The organism is Alkalihalobacterium sp. APHAB7 (assembly GCF_048323755.1).
Lineage (GTDB): Bacteria > Bacillota > Bacilli > Bacillales > Bacillaceae_F > Alkalihalobacterium.
This window is the reverse complement of sequence record NZ_JBLWFS010000017.1, coordinates 37,964-57,720: the sequence shown is the minus strand read 5'-3', so window position 1 is coordinate 57,720 and position 19,757 is coordinate 37,964. Positions and strand designations below refer to the sequence as shown.

15 protein-coding genes are annotated in these 19,757 nt (G+C 36.1%); 6 read left to right on the top strand and 9 right to left on the bottom strand.

From position 1 onward, the window contains the following. Positions 1-302: 302 nt before the first annotated feature. From ACNSTQ_RS15750 to ACNSTQ_RS15730, 5 genes are all read right to left on the bottom strand, one after another. On the bottom strand, positions 303-854 hold the full coding sequence (locus tag ACNSTQ_RS15750; protein ID WP_418200776.1) for a glycerol-3-phosphate responsive antiterminator: 552 nt from the start codon (positions 852-854) through the stop codon (positions 303-305). Positions 855-920: 66 nt separating this feature from the next. Next, positions 921-1,424: a FixH family protein gene (locus ACNSTQ_RS15745; protein WP_418200775.1), complete on the bottom strand. Its 504-nt coding sequence runs from the start codon at positions 1,422-1,424 to the stop codon at positions 921-923. A 276-nt stretch (positions 1,425-1,700) separates the two neighbouring features. Further along, on the bottom strand, positions 1,701-3,245 hold the full coding sequence (locus ACNSTQ_RS15740; protein ID WP_418200774.1) for a GNAT family N-acetyltransferase: 1,545 nt from the start codon (positions 3,243-3,245) through the stop codon (positions 1,701-1,703). Between the two features lie 503 nt (positions 3,246-3,748). Next, the gene (locus ACNSTQ_RS15735; protein ID WP_418200773.1) at positions 3,749-4,207 is read right to left on the bottom strand and encodes a chemotaxis protein CheX; all 459 of its coding nucleotides are present in this window, start codon (positions 4,205-4,207) and stop codon (positions 3,749-3,751) included. Positions 4,208-4,347: 140 nt separating this feature from the next. Next, positions 4,348-5,049: a DUF2225 domain-containing protein gene (locus ACNSTQ_RS15730; protein WP_418200772.1), complete on the bottom strand. Its 702-nt coding sequence runs from the start codon at positions 5,047-5,049 to the stop codon at positions 4,348-4,350. 316 nt (positions 5,050-5,365) lie between these two features. On the opposite strand from ACNSTQ_RS15730, the gene glgB reads away from it, so the two are divergent. The 6 genes from glgB (at position 5,366) to ACNSTQ_RS15700 (ending at position 15,216) form a co-directional block, all read left to right on the top strand. Then, positions 5,366-7,279 (top strand): 1,4-alpha-glucan branching protein GlgB, encoded by a 1,914-nt coding sequence (gene glgB / locus ACNSTQ_RS15725; RefSeq protein WP_418200771.1) that lies wholly within the window; start codon positions 5,366-5,368, stop codon positions 7,277-7,279. 9 nt (positions 7,280-7,288) lie between these two features. Further along, positions 7,289-8,446, top strand: coding sequence for a glucose-1-phosphate adenylyltransferase (locus ACNSTQ_RS15720; RefSeq protein ID WP_418200770.1), 1,158 nt, complete (start codon positions 7,289-7,291; stop codon positions 8,444-8,446). Positions 8,447-8,487: 41 nt separating this feature from the next. Then, positions 8,488-9,594, top strand: a complete 1,107-nt coding sequence (glgD, locus tag ACNSTQ_RS15715) for a glucose-1-phosphate adenylyltransferase subunit GlgD (RefSeq protein WP_418200769.1) — start codon at positions 8,488-8,490, stop codon at positions 9,592-9,594. A gap of 413 nt (positions 9,595-10,007) precedes the next feature. Continuing rightward, positions 10,008-11,432: a glycogen synthase GlgA gene (gene glgA, locus ACNSTQ_RS15710; RefSeq protein ID WP_418200768.1), complete on the top strand. Its 1,425-nt coding sequence runs from the start codon at positions 10,008-10,010 to the stop codon at positions 11,430-11,432. A 12-nt stretch (positions 11,433-11,444) separates the two neighbouring features. After that, positions 11,445-13,874, top strand: a complete 2,430-nt coding sequence (locus ACNSTQ_RS15705; RefSeq protein ID WP_418200767.1) for a glycogen/starch/alpha-glucan phosphorylase — start codon at positions 11,445-11,447, stop codon at positions 13,872-13,874. 409 nt (positions 13,875-14,283) lie between these two features. After that, positions 14,284-15,216, top strand: a complete 933-nt coding sequence (locus ACNSTQ_RS15700) for a LysM peptidoglycan-binding domain-containing protein (RefSeq protein WP_418200766.1) — start codon at positions 14,284-14,286, stop codon at positions 15,214-15,216. Positions 15,217-15,263: 47 nt separating this feature from the next. On the opposite strand, the gene ACNSTQ_RS15695 is transcribed toward ACNSTQ_RS15700, so the two are convergent. From ACNSTQ_RS15695 to ACNSTQ_RS15680, 4 genes are all read right to left on the bottom strand, one after another. After that, positions 15,264-16,004, bottom strand: a complete 741-nt coding sequence (locus tag ACNSTQ_RS15695) for a glycerophosphodiester phosphodiesterase family protein (RefSeq protein WP_418200765.1) — start codon at positions 16,002-16,004, stop codon at positions 15,264-15,266. A 119-nt stretch (positions 16,005-16,123) separates the two neighbouring features. Further along, positions 16,124-16,942 (bottom strand): HAD hydrolase-like protein, encoded by an 819-nt coding sequence (locus ACNSTQ_RS15690; RefSeq protein ID WP_418200764.1) that lies wholly within the window; start codon positions 16,940-16,942, stop codon positions 16,124-16,126. Positions 16,943-17,265: 323 nt separating this feature from the next. Next, positions 17,266-18,393 (bottom strand): alanine dehydrogenase, encoded by a 1,128-nt coding sequence (gene ald / locus ACNSTQ_RS15685; RefSeq protein ID WP_418200763.1) that lies wholly within the window; start codon positions 18,391-18,393, stop codon positions 17,266-17,268. A gap of 114 nt (positions 18,394-18,507) precedes the next feature. After that, positions 18,508-19,755 carry a PucR family transcriptional regulator gene (locus ACNSTQ_RS15680; protein ID WP_418200762.1) on the bottom strand — a complete coding sequence of 416 codons (1,248 nt, stop codon included), beginning with the start codon at positions 19,753-19,755 and terminating at the stop codon, positions 18,508-18,510. Positions 19,756-19,757 lie beyond the last annotated feature (2 nt).

Below are 19,757 nucleotides of genomic sequence, written 5' to 3'. Positions count from 1 at the left end.
CCTTGTCCTCTACATGACCTTACATCATTAATAGTAAACTCTTATTTATTTCCCTAAATACTTTACCATTCCTGCTGACACTTTGCTAATTTTATGTGAAAATATAAGATATAAACTCCCTATATTTTACAAATATAAGATAAGTAGTAGAGATACTTCATTGATCGTTTGATTTACCGATGAGATGAAGGTTTCAAAAACAATATTCTATACTCCAGTCGCACACAAAAAAGCCAGAAAACAAATTCTGCCTTTTCTTTACTGCTTTTTATATGTAATATGTACCAATGATAATAAACTTATCATTCCCACAAAAAACCTCTCGAAGTAGTCACTGCCACCGCACCAGCCTTAATTGCATGATCAACTTCTTCTTTATTTCGGATAAGTCCACCTGCAATTATCGGTATTTTTGTTTCATCAAAAACTTCAGTTATAATATGAGGCATTACACCTGGAAGGACCTCAATAAAATCAGGTTTAGTTACTTCTAATAATTTATAACTCGTTTCAAGTGCAATACTGTCTAGTAAAAATAATCGTTGAATCGCAATTAAGCCACTTTTTTTCGCTGTTAGCACTACACTTTTCCTCGTAGAAATTAAGCCGGCTGGCCGAATATCCTGACATAAAAATTGCGCAGCGTATTCATCATTTTTAAGCCCTTGTACTAAATCCGCATGCAAAAGTAATTGTTTATTTTTACTCTTTGCCAACCGGGTTAGACTCTTTAACTGACCAATATGACTATTTAATAAGATAATATATGTGAACTGACTATCTAACAATTTCTCTAATTGTTTAATATCTCTTGCAGCAGGTAATATTTTTTGTCCGTTAAAACTCTCCACCACACGTCACTCTCCTTTACTACGTCATTTAAACAGTAGATGTTCTACTTGTCAATAACGTATGAACAGTTAATCTAACTGTTGTTGAATAGTAGGAGGAAGTGGTTGTTCTAGATGAAAGTGGTCTTTTGGATCACGAAAATCATTAGACATCACATTACCATCAGACCGAAGTAAAAACTGGTTGATGTATGTTTCACTACCGCGCTTTGCCTCTAACCAACCAATCCATGTTCCACCCATGGACAATAGGATTTCTACTTCATACAAGCCATTTTCTACATGATGCATCGGCTTCTTTATATAGTGAACCATTTCCGGCATGTCTAATATTACCTTAACATTCGCATTCTTTATTGGATTTCCTTCTTCATCGTACAGGAAAATATGAAGATCATTAGTGGTCCCTGCTGAAATGACATTATCACTTCCGACAACTTCCATGTACCAATCCGTAACGAGATTCTCACGAAATAAAAGAGCATAGCTTAGTAATCCCGTAATAATTAAAAAAGATATAGCAATAAAGATGGTCATCACTGATCGTTTTACAACTACTTTTTCTAAATTCAAATTGCTCATCCTTTCTCTCATCACAGCTTTTCCAACGAAAGAATGAATTAAACTCATACGGATGAAACATTTTGTTTATACTCATTTGGATCTTTTCTCAAAGATTGTTGCTTATGATTTTTGCCGTATATCAAGCGGTTATTTGACTCTTCACGCCTAGCTTCTTGGTCTTGTGAAAATTAGTAGATGCAAAAGCAACAAAGGCATCAAAAAAGACCGTTCGAAACGATCTTTTTTGATCCATTCGAGCGGTCTCTCTTTCGTAATCAGAACATACTATTTTCCTTCTAGCTTGTAATTAATCTCATAAAGATCTTTTCTTCGATCACGTAATTGATTTACACTTCCGCTCCGTCTATGACGACGCAATATTTCAAGATCAACATCACCAACAACAACCGTGTCTATATTAGGGTGACATTCACCAACGATTGCATCGCGCGGGAATTCAAAGTCAGAAGGAGTAAAAATTCCTGATTGAGCATATTGGATATCCATATTTTCAACTTGTGGAAGGTTTCCAACTGTACCCGAAATAACGGTATAAACTTCATTTTCAATCGCGCGTGCTTGCGCACAATAACGAACTCTCAAATAGCCTTGGCGTTCATCTGTACAGAATGGCGTAAAGATAATATTGGCTCCTTTATCTACAGCGATTCGTCCGAGCTCAGGGAACTCTACGTCATAACATATTTGAATGGCTATTTTCCCACAATCGGTATCAAAGACTTTAATTTCATCCCCTGGACTAATTCCCCACCATTTACGTTCATTTGGAGTAATATGAATTTTATATTGCTTTTCAATCGTTCCATCTCTTCTAAACAAGTAGGCAATATTATATATTTTATTTTCTTCCTCTACAAAGTGAGAACCACCAATGATATTAACATTGTACTTTACAGCTAAACTGGTAAACAATTTAATATAGTCTTCTGTGTATTCAGTTAAGCGTCTGATCGCTTGACTTGGACTTTTTTCCGGTAAGAATGACAAGAGTTGGGTGGTGAAAATTTCAGGAAACACGGCAAAGTCAGATCCATACCCTGCAGCTACATCAGTGTAATATTCACATTGGGTAGCAAACTCTTCAAATGAGTCAATTCTTTTCATCATGTACTGGATGGTCGTTATCCGGACAGGGAACGACGTTCTAAAATGCCTTTTACTTTTCGGTTGAAAATCGATGTTGTTCCATTCCATTAACGTCGCATATCTCATGGACGCCTTATCATCTTCTAAATAATTCGGATTAATTCGTTTAAGTGTAAATCCATTCATCACTTGGAAAGTTAGAACTGGATCATAAATATTATGTAGCATCACTTGTTCAACATACTCACGAGGTGTATATTTCGTTGCATGTTTATAATAGTTAGGAATTCTCCCGCCAATAATCATACTTTTTAAATTAAGACTTCTCGCTAATTCTTTTCTTGCCTCATACAGTCGTTTTCCAATTTTCATTCTTCGATAATCTGGGTGCACCATAACCTCAATACCGTATAAATTATATCCATCCGGATTATGGTTCGTGATATATCCTTTATCCGTAATTTCATCCCACGTATGCTGGTCATCATATTCATCAAAATTGATGACTAAACTTGAACATGATCCTATAATTTTCCCGTCATACTCTACAACAAACTGACCTTCAGGAAAAACACGAATATGGCTTTCTAAATGTTCAATTTCCCACGGTTCCATATTAGGAAAACAAAGTTTTTGCAGAGCCATAATCTCATCAAAATCTTTTCTCATGATGTTTCTAATTTCTATCTTTTTCTCAAACTTTGATACATCTATTTTTGTCATACCTTCAACTCCTTTTTCCTAAACTGCTATATTAAGAAGTGTACCCTTAACCAGGCTCTTTCAACAACCATAACAACCTATCCCCTATAATATGAACAAGTAAACAAAATCATTTTTTCCTTAAATGTACGTAAGGTTTCATCTTCTTCGAACACCAATTATGGGATTGATTATCGTTCCTCTTGGTTTTTCCTCCTGCGTGAACCACTCCACCCTTTTAGTTAATGCTTTCTCCTAGGTTTTCCCTCTAGCGCATACCATTCCTCACTTTTGGTTAATGCTTTCTCCTAGTTTCTCCCTACACCGCACACGTTCACGCACTTTTCGTTAGCACTCCCTCCTAATTTCTTCCTCCACCGCACACCATTCCACCAAAAATAAGCATATCGACTAGTCCATACAAGCAAATAAAGCAAAATAAAAACACAAGCAACCGAAAAAACTTTTCTGCTGCTTGTGTTTTTCAATATTGGCTTTGTGTCTGTCGCTTCGATAAAAACCTTTTATTGATCTGATACAGAAATATGTACCTCAATCATTCCGATTTGACTATCTAATGGAATGCTAATAAACGTTTTATTCGAATGGTATTTTGAAGCACCTTCATTTACGATAGGAGGCGTGACGTCAATAATACATTCTTCTTTAGACAATTCCGTTGCTGTTGTTCCTGCTACCCAATTTCCAAACTCTTGCACAGCGCTCCAACCTATATCATCTAATGTCTCAACTTCGATCCCGCCCATCATCACACCGACAATTCCTTTCGCTGTGCTCTCAGAAAATGAACAAATAATTTGCCCATTCAGCTGACCACTGACACCTAAGATGACAGAAACATGATTAGAAGGTACTGGACCTTTTCCAGCTGACGGTTTTAACGGTGTAACTTCTATGCCAAAGTGACTTTGTAAGATAGTTTGCGTTGCACGACAAATTGCATTTACGTGATTTACATTCATAATAGCCTCCACTTACTAATCGTAAATATTTAATACTTAGTTGATATGATATCTGTATAACACCCGGAATTAACTATAACTTTATTCACATGTCAATTTTATCATATACCACCGTTTATATGGCATTTTTTTAGAAAATTTTATTTAATCCCAAAACTTTCCTCCTGGTTTCTAATTAAATACCATTGTTCTCTTGCCGTTTCTGTTACTTTTGCATCAGTATCACGCTGTCGATGTTGTATTACTCTAGAAAAATATTTAATCGCTTCTGTTTCTGAACCTATTCTACGATTTAATTCTCCTAACAAATAAATAACTCTTATTTCCGTTAACTGTGTCCCGATAAAATCAGATTGTTCGAATGACTCTTCATATTCTTTAAGTGCTAATCGTAAAAAACGTTGTTCTTGCTTCTCTTCTCCTATCATTCTATACAACCAACCTAATCTCATATAAATTCCGGCTAAGACAATATGCTTTTCCTTTTTTTTTGTCGCGGAAAGTACAGCTAATTTATAAGCTGTAATAGCATCAACAACTGTTCGTTCCTTTCCAAAATCTCTCGGCTTCCATCGTGATGATATTTCTTTTTCAATTCTATTTTTCACTTCTGGTGGGAAGTGGTTTGAAAATTGATCCGTCGCTGCATAGCCGCAGTTTGGACAGACATGTACCTCGTACATATAAGGGTTACAGCTATCATCCTTATACACTGTAAAAAAGTCACTTTCTATATTTTCTGTCCTTATAAACCTAGTACGAATTCGTTTTGTAGTATATCTTTCTCCACATACTAAACACGTTATCTCTTTGTCATATAAAGGCTCAATTTGCTGATTCACTATCATCACCCGCTTAAAATTAAACACTACAATATTATTAAAATATAACATTAATATACTTTATACCTATTAAAAAATCTGTATAAGTAATTCAATTGTACTATATTTTCTACTCTTTGCGACAAAATCCCTCATTTTCAGACGATATTTAGTATTATTCTCTTCTTTTATGATGATTAACTCTTCATCACTACTAGTTTTTTGTTAGATTTTGTAACATTAATTTTGTTTTCTTTCTGTAAATTCAAAAGGGTTTCTAACCAAAATGTAGAAAGCTTAACCTAAGACTTTAATTTAGAAAGGTTGTAGGTTCCTTTTGCAAACAGAAAAGCTTAGTGAATATGATCTTTATTTATTTCATCAAGGCAACCTTTTTTATAGCTACAAAACTCTTGGAGCTCATCTTTGCAGCGACAAGGAGGGAACAAGTGGGGTACGTTTTGCAGTTTGGGCCCCTAATGCAGAAGCCATTCGTGTTGTAGGAGATTTTAATAATTGGAATGGAACAAACCACTCTATGCATAAAATAAATGAGTCAGGCATTTGGTGGTGCTTTATTCCAAATTTAGAAGAAGGAATTATCTACAAGTATGAAATCCACTCCAAGCATGGGGGAGTTTTCTTAAAATCGGATCCATACGCCTTCTACTCCGAACTTCGTCCACAAACTGCTTCCATTGTAACTGATTTAAATAACTACAAATGGGGAGATGAGAATTGGCAAAAAGCAAAAAAAACAAGAAATCTATTAAATGAACCGTTGCTCATCTATGAAGTTCACCTTGGTTCCTGGAAACGGAAAGACAATGGTGAATTTTATACATATCGAGAATTAGCTACAGAATTAATTGATTATGTAAAAGAGATGGGGTATACCCATATTGAAATCCTCCCTATTACCGAACACCCTTACGATCGGTCTTGGGGGTACCAGTCAACTGGGTACTTTTCAGTAACTAGTCGATTTGGGACACCCGAAGATTTAATGTACTTCGTCGACCAATGCCATCAAAACGGAATTGGTGTGTTATTAGATTGGGTTCCCAGTCATTTTTGTAAAGATGAACATGGTCTTCGGTTATTCGATGGTGAACCATTATATGAATACGCTGATGAACGCAAAGCTGAGAAAAAGGGCTGGGGAACTTTGTCCTTTGATTTTGGTCGTTCTGAAGTGAATAGTTTTTTAATTTCAAATGCATTTTACTGGCTTGATATGTTCCATATTGACGGAATTCGAGTAGATGCTGTTTCTAGTATGCTGTACTTAAATTTCGGCAGAGAAGATGAAGAAAAAATTTTAAATCAATATGGTGGAGAAGAGAATATCGAAGCCATTCAATTTCTTCGTAAACTAAATGAGGCCGTATTCGAGGTTTTCCCTAACACTTACATGATGGCAGAAGAGTCCTCCTCTTGGCCGTTAGTCAGTGCGCCGGCATACGTCGGTGGACTTGGTTTTAATTATAAGTGGAATATGGGCTGGATGAATGACATGCTCCGTTATATGGAAATGGAACCTATTCATCGTAAATGGCACCACCAGTTACTTACCTTTTCCTTTTTTTATGCTTTCAAAGAAAATTTTATCCTTCCCTTATCACATGATGAAGTTGTTCACGGTAAAAAGTCATTACTAAATAAAATGCCAGGTGATTATTGGCAAAAGTTCGCCAATTTACGTGCATTCCTTGGCTATACGATGACTCACCCAGGTAAGAAGTTGTTATTTATGGGTAGTGAATTCGGTCAGTTTGATGAATGGAAAGACCTTGAAGACTTAGATTGGGAACTACTAGAATATCCTTCACACAAAGAATTTTCTCACTACATGAAATCTCTTAACACCTTTTATAAATATGAAAAGTCATTATGGGAATTAGATCATCACAATGATGGCTTTGAATGGATTGACCCACATGACTATGAGCAAAGTATTGTTAGTTTTATTAGAAAAAGTAAGGACTCTAAAGATTTTGTTATCGTTGTTTGCAATTTTACTCCTATCGTTCGTTACGACTATCATATCGGAGTTCCTTTTATGGGGACTTATATTGAAGCATTTAATAGTGATAGACAAGAATTTGGCGGCTCTAACCAAACTCTAGACAAACCATTAATAAGCGAAAAAGTAACTTGGCATAACCAACCTTACCGGTTAACGATCAAAGTTCCTCCATTAGCGATGCTAGTTTTGAAATTAACGGGTAGTGAAATAGAAAGAGAGTGAGGCGATAATATGAAACAAAAGAAAGAATGTGTGGGGATGTTATTAGCAGGTGGTGAAGGCAAAAGATTAGGTCTTCTGACAAAAAAAATTGCTAAACCAGCTGTATACTTCGGTGGAAAATATCGAATTATCGATTTTACACTTAGTAATTGCACAAATTCGGGAATAGATACGGTTGGTGTTCTTACTCAATATGAGCCATTGGTATTAAATACCCATCTTGGAATTGGAAGCCCGTGGGATTTAGATCGCCGCAACGGCGGATTAAGTGCTCTGCCACCTTTCATCGAAAAAACAGGCGGCTCTTGGTATAAAGGAACAGCAGATGCTATCTATCAAAATATTAATTTTATTGAACAATACGACCCTGAATATGTACTGATCATCTCGGGTGATCACATTTATAAAATGAACTATGCTGCTATGCTAGACTTCCATAAAAAGAACAATGCAGACGCTACTATATCGGTTATTGAAGTTCCTTGGGATGAAGCAAGCCGTTTTGGAATTATGAATACAGGTGACAACTATGTCATTAATGAATTTCAAGAAAAACCCGAAAATCCAAAAAACAACTTGGCCTCTATGGGAATTTATATCTTCAATTGGAAGGTTCTAAAATCTTATCTATTAGAAGATTCAACTTCCCCTTATTCGAGCAACGATTTTGGAAAAGATATCATTCCAAAGATGCTCGAAGATGGTAAAAACATGGTTGCCTTCCCGTTTAGAGGCTATTGGAAAGATGTCGGTACTGTTAAAAGTTTCTGGGAAGCCAACATGGATTTATTGAGAGATTCTCCTTCTTTGCAGTTAAGTGATCCGAATTGGAAAATCTACTCTGTTAATCCTAACCAACCTCCTCAATATATTGCTCCTACAGCATCTATTGAGTGTTCTATGATTAACGAAGGCTGCTTAATTTATGGCAATGTCTATCGTTCTATACTTTTTTATGGAGTAGAAATTCAAGAAAACAGTCAAATTAAAGACTCTGTCATTATGCCAAATGTGACGGTTGGTAAGAATGTAACAATAGAAAGAGCGATTATAAATGACGGAACAATTATTCCAGATAATGTTGTCATTAAGCCAAGTACGCCAAAAGATATTGTAGTAATAGATAAAGACACCGTTCTTTCAGATATTGCAGTTGTAAATGGATAAAAGATCTTAGGAGAGGGTCTTAGTAGAGAGGGGAATATGAAATGGATACTATGATGGGTGTTATTAACTTAGATAGTGAATTGGATTTATTAAATGAGTTAACCTATTTTCGTTGCGGAGCTGCGGTTCCTTTTGGGGGAAGATACCGACTGATTGATTTTGTCTTATCTAACATGACCAATGCTAAAATCAGTGATACGGCTGTCTTTACAAGAAGAAAATATCGCTCGCTGATGGATCACCTTGGTACAGGCGCCGCTTGGGACTTAGACCGGAAGCGTGGAGGCTTGTTTATTCTCCCGCCTGATTGGAATGATCCTTCTGACATATCTCAAGGAGATCTTCAGCACTTTCATAATAATCGTGATTTCTTTGACAGAGGAATTTCTCAATATGTATTAATTACAGGCAGTCAAAATGTATGTAATATTGATTATAACCATGCATTTAAATATCATTTAGAAACAGGTGCCGATGTAACAGTGATCTATAAACCTGTACCAAATCTTGAAGAGGAACATAAGCAATGTCATAAAGTAGAAATGGATGAAACCGGAAGAATTACTGCGATCACTAACGACCATTTCAACCATTTTGTTTCTTTAGATATGATAATTATTCACAAGAAATTGCTCATGGATATTGTTGACCATTGTATCGCAAGGCGAATGGATAACTTTTTTAAAGATGGCATTATTCAAAACTTAGATCAACTGAAAGTTATGGGATACTCTTACCATGGCTACTTAGCGGTAATTAATTCGCTTGAAAGTTACTATAAACATAGTATGTCTTTGCTTGACCCTAAAGTGTATAGAAACTTATTCTTTAATGAGAACCTTATTTATACAAAAGTAAAAGATGAACCTCCTGCCAAATACTTAAAAGGTTCTTCTGTTAAAAACTCGTTAATCGCAAATGGTTGCGTGATCGAAGGAACGGTTGAAAATAGCATCCTATTCCGGGGAGTTCATGTAGAAAAAGGAACAGTTATTAAAAACTCAATCGTTATGCAGCGTTGTGATATTAAAGAACACGGCAGACTTGAGAATGTCATACTAGATAAAGATGTGGTGTTATCACCTGAGCGAACACTTGTCGGTTGCAGCGAACAACCCTATGTTGTGGCAAAGCGTAAAGTCATCTAACCAAAGCATCCATAATTCATAATTAAAATTATACTACACCTTATAGTGTGTGTTCAAAAAGGAGGACAAAAAGATCCAAGAAGTTTGAGGCGGTGCAGTTGCGAGTACCGCAGCGTATGCTATTAATACGTGAGGAACGCAGCAGCAAACCAACGAAGAAATTCGCCAGATATTTTTCCCGGACTTTTTGAACATCCTCTTATATATTATTAGAAGGCTGTTTTCATAAACTTATTGCTATTGGACCGTTTTTTGAACGCTAAGGCGTGAAGAACCAAGCTTTCGCTTGGTTACGGTTCAATAGCTAAGAACAACATTCTTTTAGAAAGAGCCAATTAGAGAAAAAACTTCATATAACTACGTTTAATAGGCGAACCGGACTTATTAAACATCATCATAAGGAGATGGAAAAATTGAACGTACTCTTCATTGCATCAGAATGTACACCATTTATTAAGACAGGTGGATTAGCCGATGTGATTGGCTCTCTACCTTCCTCCTTAAAAAAAACTGGTGTTAATGTATCCATTATGTTACCCAATTACAGTGACATTCCGGACGAATATAGAGACCAAATGACACTTATTAAAACATTAACGGTTCATGTCGGATGGAGAAAACAGTATTGCGGGCTGCTTCAATTCGTTCATAACGGCATCACGTATTACTTTATCGATAATGAATACTACTTTAATAGAAAAGGATTGTACGGACATTATGATGATGGCGAACGTTTCGCCTTCTTTAATCATGCCGTTATAGACTCCCTACCTTATTTAGATGAAAAACCAGACGTTTTACATTGCCATGATTGGCAGACTGGGTTAATTCCTGCCTACCTTAAAACGATGTATACATACCAACCGTTTTATCGTGAATTAAAAACAGTTTTTACGATTCATAATCTGATGTACCAGGGAATTTATCCTGCAACCATTTTTCATGATCTTCTTAACTTTACAGATGAACATTATTTTGGTTTAGAATACAACGGGTGTATTAACTTCATGAAAGCGGCCCTTTTTCACTCAGACGTACTAACGACAGTAAGTGAAACGTATTCTAAAGAAATCCAATATCCATACTTCGGGGAGAATTTAGAAGGAATGCTCATTCATCGGAAAGATGATTTACACGGAATTGTGAATGGAGTCGATTACGAAGAATATAACCCTGAAACAGATCCTTATATTCACAAAAATTATAGTCATTCACCGATCGAGAAAATGGTAAATAAACGCCTCCTTCAAGAAGAATTAGGGCTTCCTAAAGTGGAAGATGTCCCTATGATTGCTATCGTTAGTCGATTTGTCGAGCAAAAAGGGTTTCCACTTATTCGCCATGTATTAGAGGAATTACTTTCGTTAGATATTCAACTCGTTATTTTAGGTACTGGTGATGCCGAATTTGAGTATGCGTTCAAAGATGCGGCTCTTCGTTTTCCAGATAAAGTCTCAACAAGTGTGACATTTAGTGAACCGTTAGCTAGAAAAATGTATGCAGCTTCTGATTTATTTTTAATGCCTTCTCGCTTTGAACCTTGTGGAATCGGCCAACTTATCGCCTTACGATATGAAAGTGTACCGATTGTTAGAGAAACAGGCGGCCTTAAGGACACGATCGAGCCTTATGATGAATTTTCATATAGTGGCAATGGCTTTAGTTTTACCAATTACAATGCACATGACATGTTATATACGATCAAACGGGCCCTTCGTTTTTATAAAGATAAAGAACACTGGTCCAAGATCTTAGAGAATGTTTATCAATCCAATTACTCATGGGAACACTCGGCCAAACGTTATACAGATTTGTATATAAAAACCTTAGAGGTTTAAGGAGTGGGGATTATGTTTTCAAGTAAAGAGTCATTTAAGGTTGCTTTAATTGAAAGTCTAGAAAGAAAGTTCGGTAAAGGTGCAGAAGAGGCCTCACCAATTGAAATCTATCAAACGATTGGAACGCTTGTAAAAGAGAAAATGAATAAAAGCTGGGTTGAAACGAATAAACGTTACTTAAAAAATGAAGAAAAACAAGTTTATTATTTTTCTATGGAATTTTTACTAGGTCGATTATTGGAAAGTAATCTATTGAATACAGGCACACTAACAACTGTGCAAGATGCATTATTAGAACTTGGAATCGATCCCGAAGAAATTTTTGAACAAGAGCATGATGCAGGTCTTGGTAACGGTGGACTAGGCCGGCTCGCTGCTTGTTTTTTAGATTCTCTCGCGTCATTAGAACTCCCTGGTCATGGCTGCGGGATTCGTTATAAGTATGGATTATTCCAACAAAAACTAATTGATGGTCATCAAGTGGAACTTCCTGACTATTGGTTAGAAGAAGACTACGTGTGGGAAGTCCGTCGATCTGACAAAGCGATTGGGGTTCGTTTCGGAGGTAATGTCCATTCTGAAGTTATCGATGGGCATTTAATGTTCCACCATACTGATTATGAAACCGTTATGGCTGTTCCTTATGATGTACCTATTGCCGGCTATGATAATCATACGGTTAATACATTACGCCTTTGGAGTGCTGAATCTACTACAAACGACTTTAACTTCCATTCTTCTAATCGAAACGACTATTACAAATACCTAGAATATAAACGTTCTATCGAAACCATTTCCGAGTTTCTATACCCTGATGATTCCTACTTTGAAGGGAAACTACTTCGTCTAAAGCAACAATATTTTCTCGTTTCAGCGGGAGTCCAAAGCATCATTAAAATGTTTAAAGAAAAGTATAATAATGACTTAAGAAAACTACCCGACAAAATTACAATGCAAATTAATGATACCCATCCAAGCTTAGTTATTCCTGAATTAATGAGAATATTAATGGATGAAGAAGGCTTCGGTTGGGATGAAGCTTGGAAGATCACTACAGAAACAGTAGCTTATACGAACCATACGACGTTAAGTGAAGCACTGGAAAAATGGCCCGTTTCTTTAGTGCAGCAACTCATTCCGCGTATTTATATGATTATCGAAGAAATCAATGAACGGTTTTGTCAGATGCTATGGTTTGATTTCCCTGAACTGCGTGAAAAAATTCCACAAATGGCCATCATCGCTTATGACCAAGTACATATGGCGCATCTAGCAATTGTTGGAAGTTATAGCGTAAACGGTGTTGCTAAAATTCATACCGATATTTTAAAAGAAAAGGAAATGAAAGATTTCTACACCGTTTATACTAGTAAATTTAACAATAAGACCAATGGAATTACTCATAGACGTTGGTTAATGAATGCGAATCCGAAGTTAGCTGATCTCATTACAGATACAATCGGAAAAAGATGGATTAACCAGCCGAAAGAACTTATTAGTTTATTAAAATATGCTTCTGATCCAGCATTTCAGGAGAAAGTGAGAAACGTTAAACAAGATAATAAAAGGAAACTAGCAAAATTAATTAAAGACCGGTGCGATATTACTGTCGACGAACATTCTATATTTGATGTCCAAATTAAACGACTTCATGGTTACAAGCGCCAACTGATGAATATTTTCCATATTATTCACTTATATAATGTGCTTCGCGACAACCCAAACCTTGATATTACACCGCGTACATTTATCTTTGGTGCCAAAGCAGCACCTAGCTATTATTTTGCAAAAGAAGTCATTAACCTTATTGTCACAGCAGCGAACTTGATTAATAACGATCCACTCGTAAACAATAAATTAATGGTCGTCTTTCTCGAGAATTACAGTGTATCTCTCGCCGAAAAAATCATTCCTGCCGCAGACGTTAGCCAACAGATTTCGACAGCAAGTAAAGAAGCTTCTGGCACAGGTAATATGAAATTAATGATGAATGGCGCCTTAACGCTCGGGACATTAGATGGTGCCAACGTAGAAATTAAAGAGATGGTCGGTGACGAGAATATCTTTATTTTCGGCTTAACTGCACAAGAAGTCTTAAACTATTATCAGTTTGGCGGATATAATGCAAGACATATTTATAACTCAGACCATCGGATCCGGACCATTCTTGATCAACTAGTTAACGGCTTCTTTAATAAGGATGAATATGAGTTTAAAGATATCTACTATAATATTTTATCTAACAATGATGAGTTTTTTGTATTAAAAGACTTTGACAGCTATATTGAAGCTCAAGAAATGGTCGATCAAAATTACCGCGATCCAAACAATTGGTTAAAGAAAAGTATTACGAATATCGCTCACTCCGGTAAATTTTCTAGTGACCGGACAATATCGGAATATGCTAGTGAGATTTGGCGCCTGAGCCCGGTGCACGTTTAAACGCAGTAATCTGTTAAACTATAAATAATTTATATTAAGAAAAGCTCTTCATTAATAAAAAACTCCTCTATGGGAATAGACCAAAACGGGCTCCCATTACGAGGAGTTTTTTTGTATTGTACTCGAAAAAATAGGTGAAAAAAGTATAACTTCTACAACATTCCAAATTTTACTTATTGACAAATGTGTCTTTAGACATAAAGCCAATTTTATATTTACAGTAGAATATCCCCCATTGTGTATTCAGGAACTCCTTCCTATTCCCTGCTCTGAAAGATTTATGACATTACTTTTCTACCCTTTTCGCAAAAGCATATTCCCAAATATGAAAAATTGTCGAATAATATACAAGGCTAATGAAAAATTGCGGAATTTGACACATAGTTTTGGTTATGAGGAGAGATTTACATTGTCTGATTACATAGTGATTACTAAAACTCGACAGCAAAGAATTTTAGACGAGAAGAAAAAAACATGTAAAGTTAGAAGAGGTAAAGTCATACGTTATGCTTTAGCAGGAGCTCTCGTAACAAGTGCTTTGATCAACCTTAATAGCGCCACAGGAAAAGCGCTCGCATGCAGCGCTGAATATAAAGTGCAATATGGTGATACTCTCTATTCACTCGCTAAGAAGCATCGGGTTACCGTTCAAGACATTATGTCAGCAAATGATCTTACGTCAGATTTACTTCGAACGGGACAACTTTTATACCTGCCAATAGACTCGAGTCATAACGACACTGATATTCCCTCTCAAATTGAAAACTCGAAGCTAAAAGTATCCATTGAAAATATAAATTATAAAGTGAAACGAGGGGACAATCTTTTTTCAATTGCTAAAAGGTATCAAGTTTCAATTAAAGACATTAAATTAGCAAACCATTTAACATCTGACCTTATTAGAGTTGATCAACTGCTCGTTATACCAATAGCAGCAAAAAACACTAATGAAAACAACAACAGCCACCCTAAATCCAATCATTCACGAGAATCTTATACAACAACTGCCGTTTACAAAGCAGTAGCTGGCGACACATTATGGGGCATCGCGCAACGCTTTAATATATCTGTAGAAGCCATTAAGCGTGATAATGGACTCAAAAGTGATATTATCCTAATTGATCAAAAGCTGATGATCCAAAAAAATAACATCAAAAAGAGCTCGGCTACTGTCGTAGGAATTGTTGATAACATCTCAATTGAGGTACTTATTGGAGAAGAGCATAAAGTTCTACAAATACCATACGGAACAGCCAGTAACTTTGATAAGTTAATTGATAAAAAAGTCGACCTGGTTTATATCAACACTAACCGTCCTCACCTTGTATCAATAGAACATTAAAATTATAAAGGCTAAACCAATATCAAAGTATGGTTTAGCCCTCGTGATTATTGTATTTCTTCTCTAATTTGAAGAGCAACATGTGGATAGTCTGTAAATATTCCAGTCACTCGACTTTGAAAGGCTTGTTTCATCATTTGTTTATCATTAATCGTATAAGACCTCACTGAAATGCCTGCTTCCATCAGGGGCTTTATCTCACCATCTAGCATCATTGGAAAAAAGTAATGAAATCCTCTTGTACCTGTTGATTGGATATAAGACAGCGGTTGGAACAATCCAGCAACAACAATAACCGCCGTCTCTACTGGTGTTTCCTCTTTTTCTATACTGGCAATTAACACATGATCAAAAGAAGAAATCAGAATGCGATCACTCATACCATGGCGATGGATTAAACTCTTAACAGCTCCCCACATTTCTTTCCGTTCCCAAGATGGACACTTTAACTCTAAATTAAGCTTGAAAGCATAATTCTTTGCCCAGATTAATACTTCCTCTAAAGTTGGAATTTTCTCCTGACGAAATTGTTCACTGTACCAAGCTCCAGCACTGTATGTCATCAATTGTTCTAGTGTATGATCACGTACCATCCCTTGTCCTTCTGTTGTTCGCTCCAACGTCACATCATGAATAATGACAGGCACATTATCTTTCGTTAATTGTACATCTAATTCAATCCCATCAATAGGCAACTTTGCCGCTGCTTTGAAAGCAACCATCGTGTTTTCAGGATAAAGACCAGACAATCCCCGGTGTGCAAAAACTTCCGTTTGTACCTTTTTCATTCTTACCCCTTCTTTCATTAATACTGCAGCCACTAGTAAACTTTATCTTGTACATCTGTCTTATATTTGTTATAGCTATTCGTAAATAACCACTTTATTCCTCTTTCAAACTTCAAAATTTATTGATCCTCTACCAATTCCTTACCTTTTAGTTCGTCATAAAATTCTTCCAAGCTTGAAAACGTATAGGTTGGTTTTTGCTTTACGTTTAATACTTCTTCTTGCGTTTGGTCACCTGTGAGTAAAACTGTATCGATTCCTAGAGCTTGACCTATCGCCACATGACTAGTAAATGAATGACTAACCATTACAGCTTGACCGTATTGATGATGAAGCAACTTTAATAACACTTGTTGCATCCAAATCGATCGTTTCCCCATTACATTTATGTTCAATCTACTAATCGGTTGCTCACTCGTAAAGACTCTTCCTATTGACCCTGATTCTAATAAAATTTCATTTAGGATAGGGCCATTTAAATTAGGATTTAACATAATCAGCTTCGCTCCTCGTTGTAAAAGAGAAAACGCATCTTGTAATTCTTCTATTTCTAAAGTATTTGTCAACGAAAGAATAACATAAACCTCTCCCTTTGTTTTCTCGGTCGAAGAAGCTAAAATATGACTTCCTTTTTTACGCATTTCTTCTTTTATGATATCGGAACCTACAATAAACAAACTGACCATTTTAATTCTATCACTAAAGTAATCTTGTATAGCGTGCATCGGAGTAATGATTTGATTTAGAGCCACTTTTAAACCGAATGATTCCAATTGTTTTTTTATGGATGTGACGCGGTCTAGTTGGTTCGTTAAAAAATATACTTTTTTACTTTGTTTCTTCAATAAGTGGATGACTTCGTTTGTGTATGGAAATGTTACATGATTTGTTACTATCAAACTATCTAAATGAAAGAAAAATATTTTGTAATCTTTCATCGGTGCCTCCCGGAGTGTTCATTTACATTCTTTTCAAACATGTTTAATGCTCAGTGTATATTAGTAAAAGATAACAAATATATATTAAGAGCATATTAATTTAACATGAATATTGCTTTAGATTTGTAAATTACATAAGCTTAATATTGTAAAAGGCTGATGTCATAAACTTTGTTACTATTGGACCGTTTTATAATAACGCTGTTAAATTATACTGTTGATCTCCGTTGATTTAACAGCGCTAAAATAAAAAGAGGAAAAACCAATATGGCTTTTCCTCTTTTTCTATATATAATTAAACATTTTTGGGGAAAACGTTTGAATTATGCAGTAACTCCAGTTATTGCTTGTTCTACTGATACATACGACATATCTAAAGCTTTAGCTACTGCTTCATATGTGATTGCACCATTTGCAGCATTAACACCTAATTTTAATGCTGTGTTATCAGTGATCGCTTTTTGTACACCTTTATTAGCAATTTGTAATGCATAAGGAACTGTAACATTCGTTAATCCGATCGTAGATGTACGCGGAACAGCACCTGGCATATTAGCAACTGCATAATGAACAACACCATGCTTAACATACGTTGGATTATCGTGAGTTGTAATTTGGTCAACCGTTTCGATAATACCACCTTGGTCGATCGCAACATCAACAACAACCGAACCTGTTGTCATCGATTGGATCATTTCTTCAGTGACAAGCTTTGGTGCCTTAGCTCCTGGAATAAGAACAGCTCCAATAACGAGATCACTTTCTTTTACTGCTTCAGCTATATTTAATGGATTCGAAATTAATGTTTGAATAGAGTTTCCAAAAATATCATCTAGTTGACGTAAACGCTCAGGGCTTAAGTCGATCATTGTTACTTCTGCACCTAAACCGATTGCAATTTTCGCAGCATTTGTACCAACAACACCGCCGCCAATGATGGTAACTTTTCCTCTTTTCACACCAGGAATACCTGATAGTAAAATCCCTTTTCCACCTTTAGGTTTTTCAAGGAATTGAGCACCAATTTGCGCAGCCATACGTCCCGCTACTTCACTCATTGGAGTCAGTAATGGAAGAGTACGGTTCACTTCAACTGTTTCGTAAGCAATAGCTGTAACTTCTTTTTCAACTAATGCTTGAGCTAGACTTGGTTCTGCAGCTAAATGCAAGTATGTGAATAAAATTAATCCTTTACGGAAGTATTCGTACTCTGATGGAAGGGGTTCCTTCACTTTCATAACCATTTCAGCTTGGTTCCAGACCTCTTTGGCAGAAGCAATAATTTGCGCGCCTGCTGCTGTATAATCTTCGTTTGTAAATCCGCTGCCAACTCCCGCTTGGTCTTGAATTAATACTTGATGACCTGCGTTAGTTAGGGCCACAACACCTGCTGGCGTAAGTGCAACGCGGTTTTCATTATTTTTGATCTCTGTAGGAACGCCGATAATCATTGGACATGCCTCCTATAAACTAATTACTTTAATTACAGTATATAGATTATAAAGATTTCCGGCTTTGTTAAACTCCTAAAAAAAGAGCAAGTGTCTTTGTGTATTTTTACAAAGTTACTTGCCCATCCACCTTCTTATTTTAAACTCTAAGTATAAATCCAGCTTTAATTTAGGATCTTTCAGTTTTATTCCTGTTAACTCCACAATTCTTTTCATTCGATAGTTTAACGTATTGGGGTGTACATGCAGTTCTTTAGACGCTTCATTTACATTCCCATCCATATTCAAAAACACTTCTAATGTTTCCAATAAATTCGTTTGATTTTTTTCATCATACTCAGTTAAGAACGAAATCGGAAAACAATCAATACTGTCTTCTGCTTTTCTCTCAATCATAATATCCAGGTATTTAAAAACACCCAATTCCCAATAACCATAAGTCGATGTTAACTCACCTGCATATGTTTCTTTCAAATCTATGACAGTAAGTGCTTCACGGTAGGCTTTATCGATTCGCTCTATTTTTGTATATAACTGACTGCACCCACCTATTACTTGAATGGGGCCTTTTTCTTTTCCACTAAAAGAAGTAACAATATCTTCTATTATAATAGGTAGCTTTTGTAACGTAATCTGTCGATGTTTAGGTGAGAGGAAAAGTGTAAAATCATATTGGTCAATATAATAAAATACCAATTCCAAATCCTGATTGGCATGGAGATACGTAATAAATTGCTGTTCTTGTCTAGAAGTAATCCTAGTTGAAAATCGGAAGCTGGCAATAGCAAAGCGGTCTGGGATATCTACTTGCAGTTTATTAAATCCTTCGATAATGTCCTCTCTTTTTGGGTAACTGTTATTTAGTAACCTCCAAAAGAAACGTTGCTGTCCCTCTGTTTCCTTCCGTTGTTGTAAGCGATGTTTAATTAAAAACACTCGCAAAGTTTCGGCTGCCACCGTTAGCAGGTCAAACCCAGCTTCATCGATCGTATTTTCCATCTCTATAACCCAAATATATCCTAAAACATCGTCTTTTTGTCGAATAGAGATGGCGACTCGATTTCCTAAGCCGATATCTTCAATTGCTTTTATTCGTAAAGGTTGATTACTCTCATTTAATTTCTGAATGATTCCTTGCTTCCACAACCGTTGTGTTACTTTAAAGGGGACTTGACGACTAATGATCGTTTCTAGCCTTGCTGGATCTGTATGAATATCGTGTTTACTGTACGTTATTAACCGATGGGTCTCATCTTCAAGTGTCACAGGACAATGAAGCAGTTCACTAATTTTATCAACGACTTCCTGTAAGTTACTGAACGCAACTTTAAATTCATTTTTTTTTGAGTTGTAATCACTCATAT

What these genes read in the sequence shown, in the direction of transcription:
- ACNSTQ_RS15705 (WP_418200767.1), top strand. Translation starts at nt 11,445, where the DNA reads ATGTTTTCAAGTAAAGAGTCATTTAAGGTTGCTTTAATTGAAAGTCTA.
- ACNSTQ_RS15735 (WP_418200773.1), bottom strand. Translation starts at nt 4,207, where the DNA reads ATGAATGTAAATCACGTAAATGCAATTTGTCGTGCAACGCAAACTATC.
- ACNSTQ_RS15695 (WP_418200765.1), bottom strand. Translation starts at nt 16,004, where the DNA reads ATGAAAAAGGTACAAACGGAAGTTTTTGCACACCGGGGATTGTCTGGT.
- ACNSTQ_RS15720 (WP_418200770.1), top strand. Translation starts at nt 7,289, where the DNA reads ATGAAACAAAAGAAAGAATGTGTGGGGATGTTATTAGCAGGTGGTGAA.
- ald (WP_418200763.1), bottom strand. Translation starts at nt 18,393, where the DNA reads ATGATTATCGGCGTTCCTACAGAGATCAAAAATAATGAAAACCGCGTT.
- ACNSTQ_RS15690 (WP_418200764.1), bottom strand. Translation starts at nt 16,942, where the DNA reads ATGAAAGATTACAAAATATTTTTCTTTCATTTAGATAGTTTGATAGTA.
- ACNSTQ_RS15680 (WP_418200762.1), bottom strand. Translation starts at nt 19,755, where the DNA reads ATGAGTGATTACAACTCAAAAAAAAATGAATTTAAAGTTGCGTTCAGT.
- glgD (WP_418200769.1), top strand. Translation starts at nt 8,488, where the DNA reads ATGGATACTATGATGGGTGTTATTAACTTAGATAGTGAATTGGATTTA.
- ACNSTQ_RS15740 (WP_418200774.1), bottom strand. Translation starts at nt 3,245, where the DNA reads ATGACAAAAATAGATGTATCAAAGTTTGAGAAAAAGATAGAAATTAGA.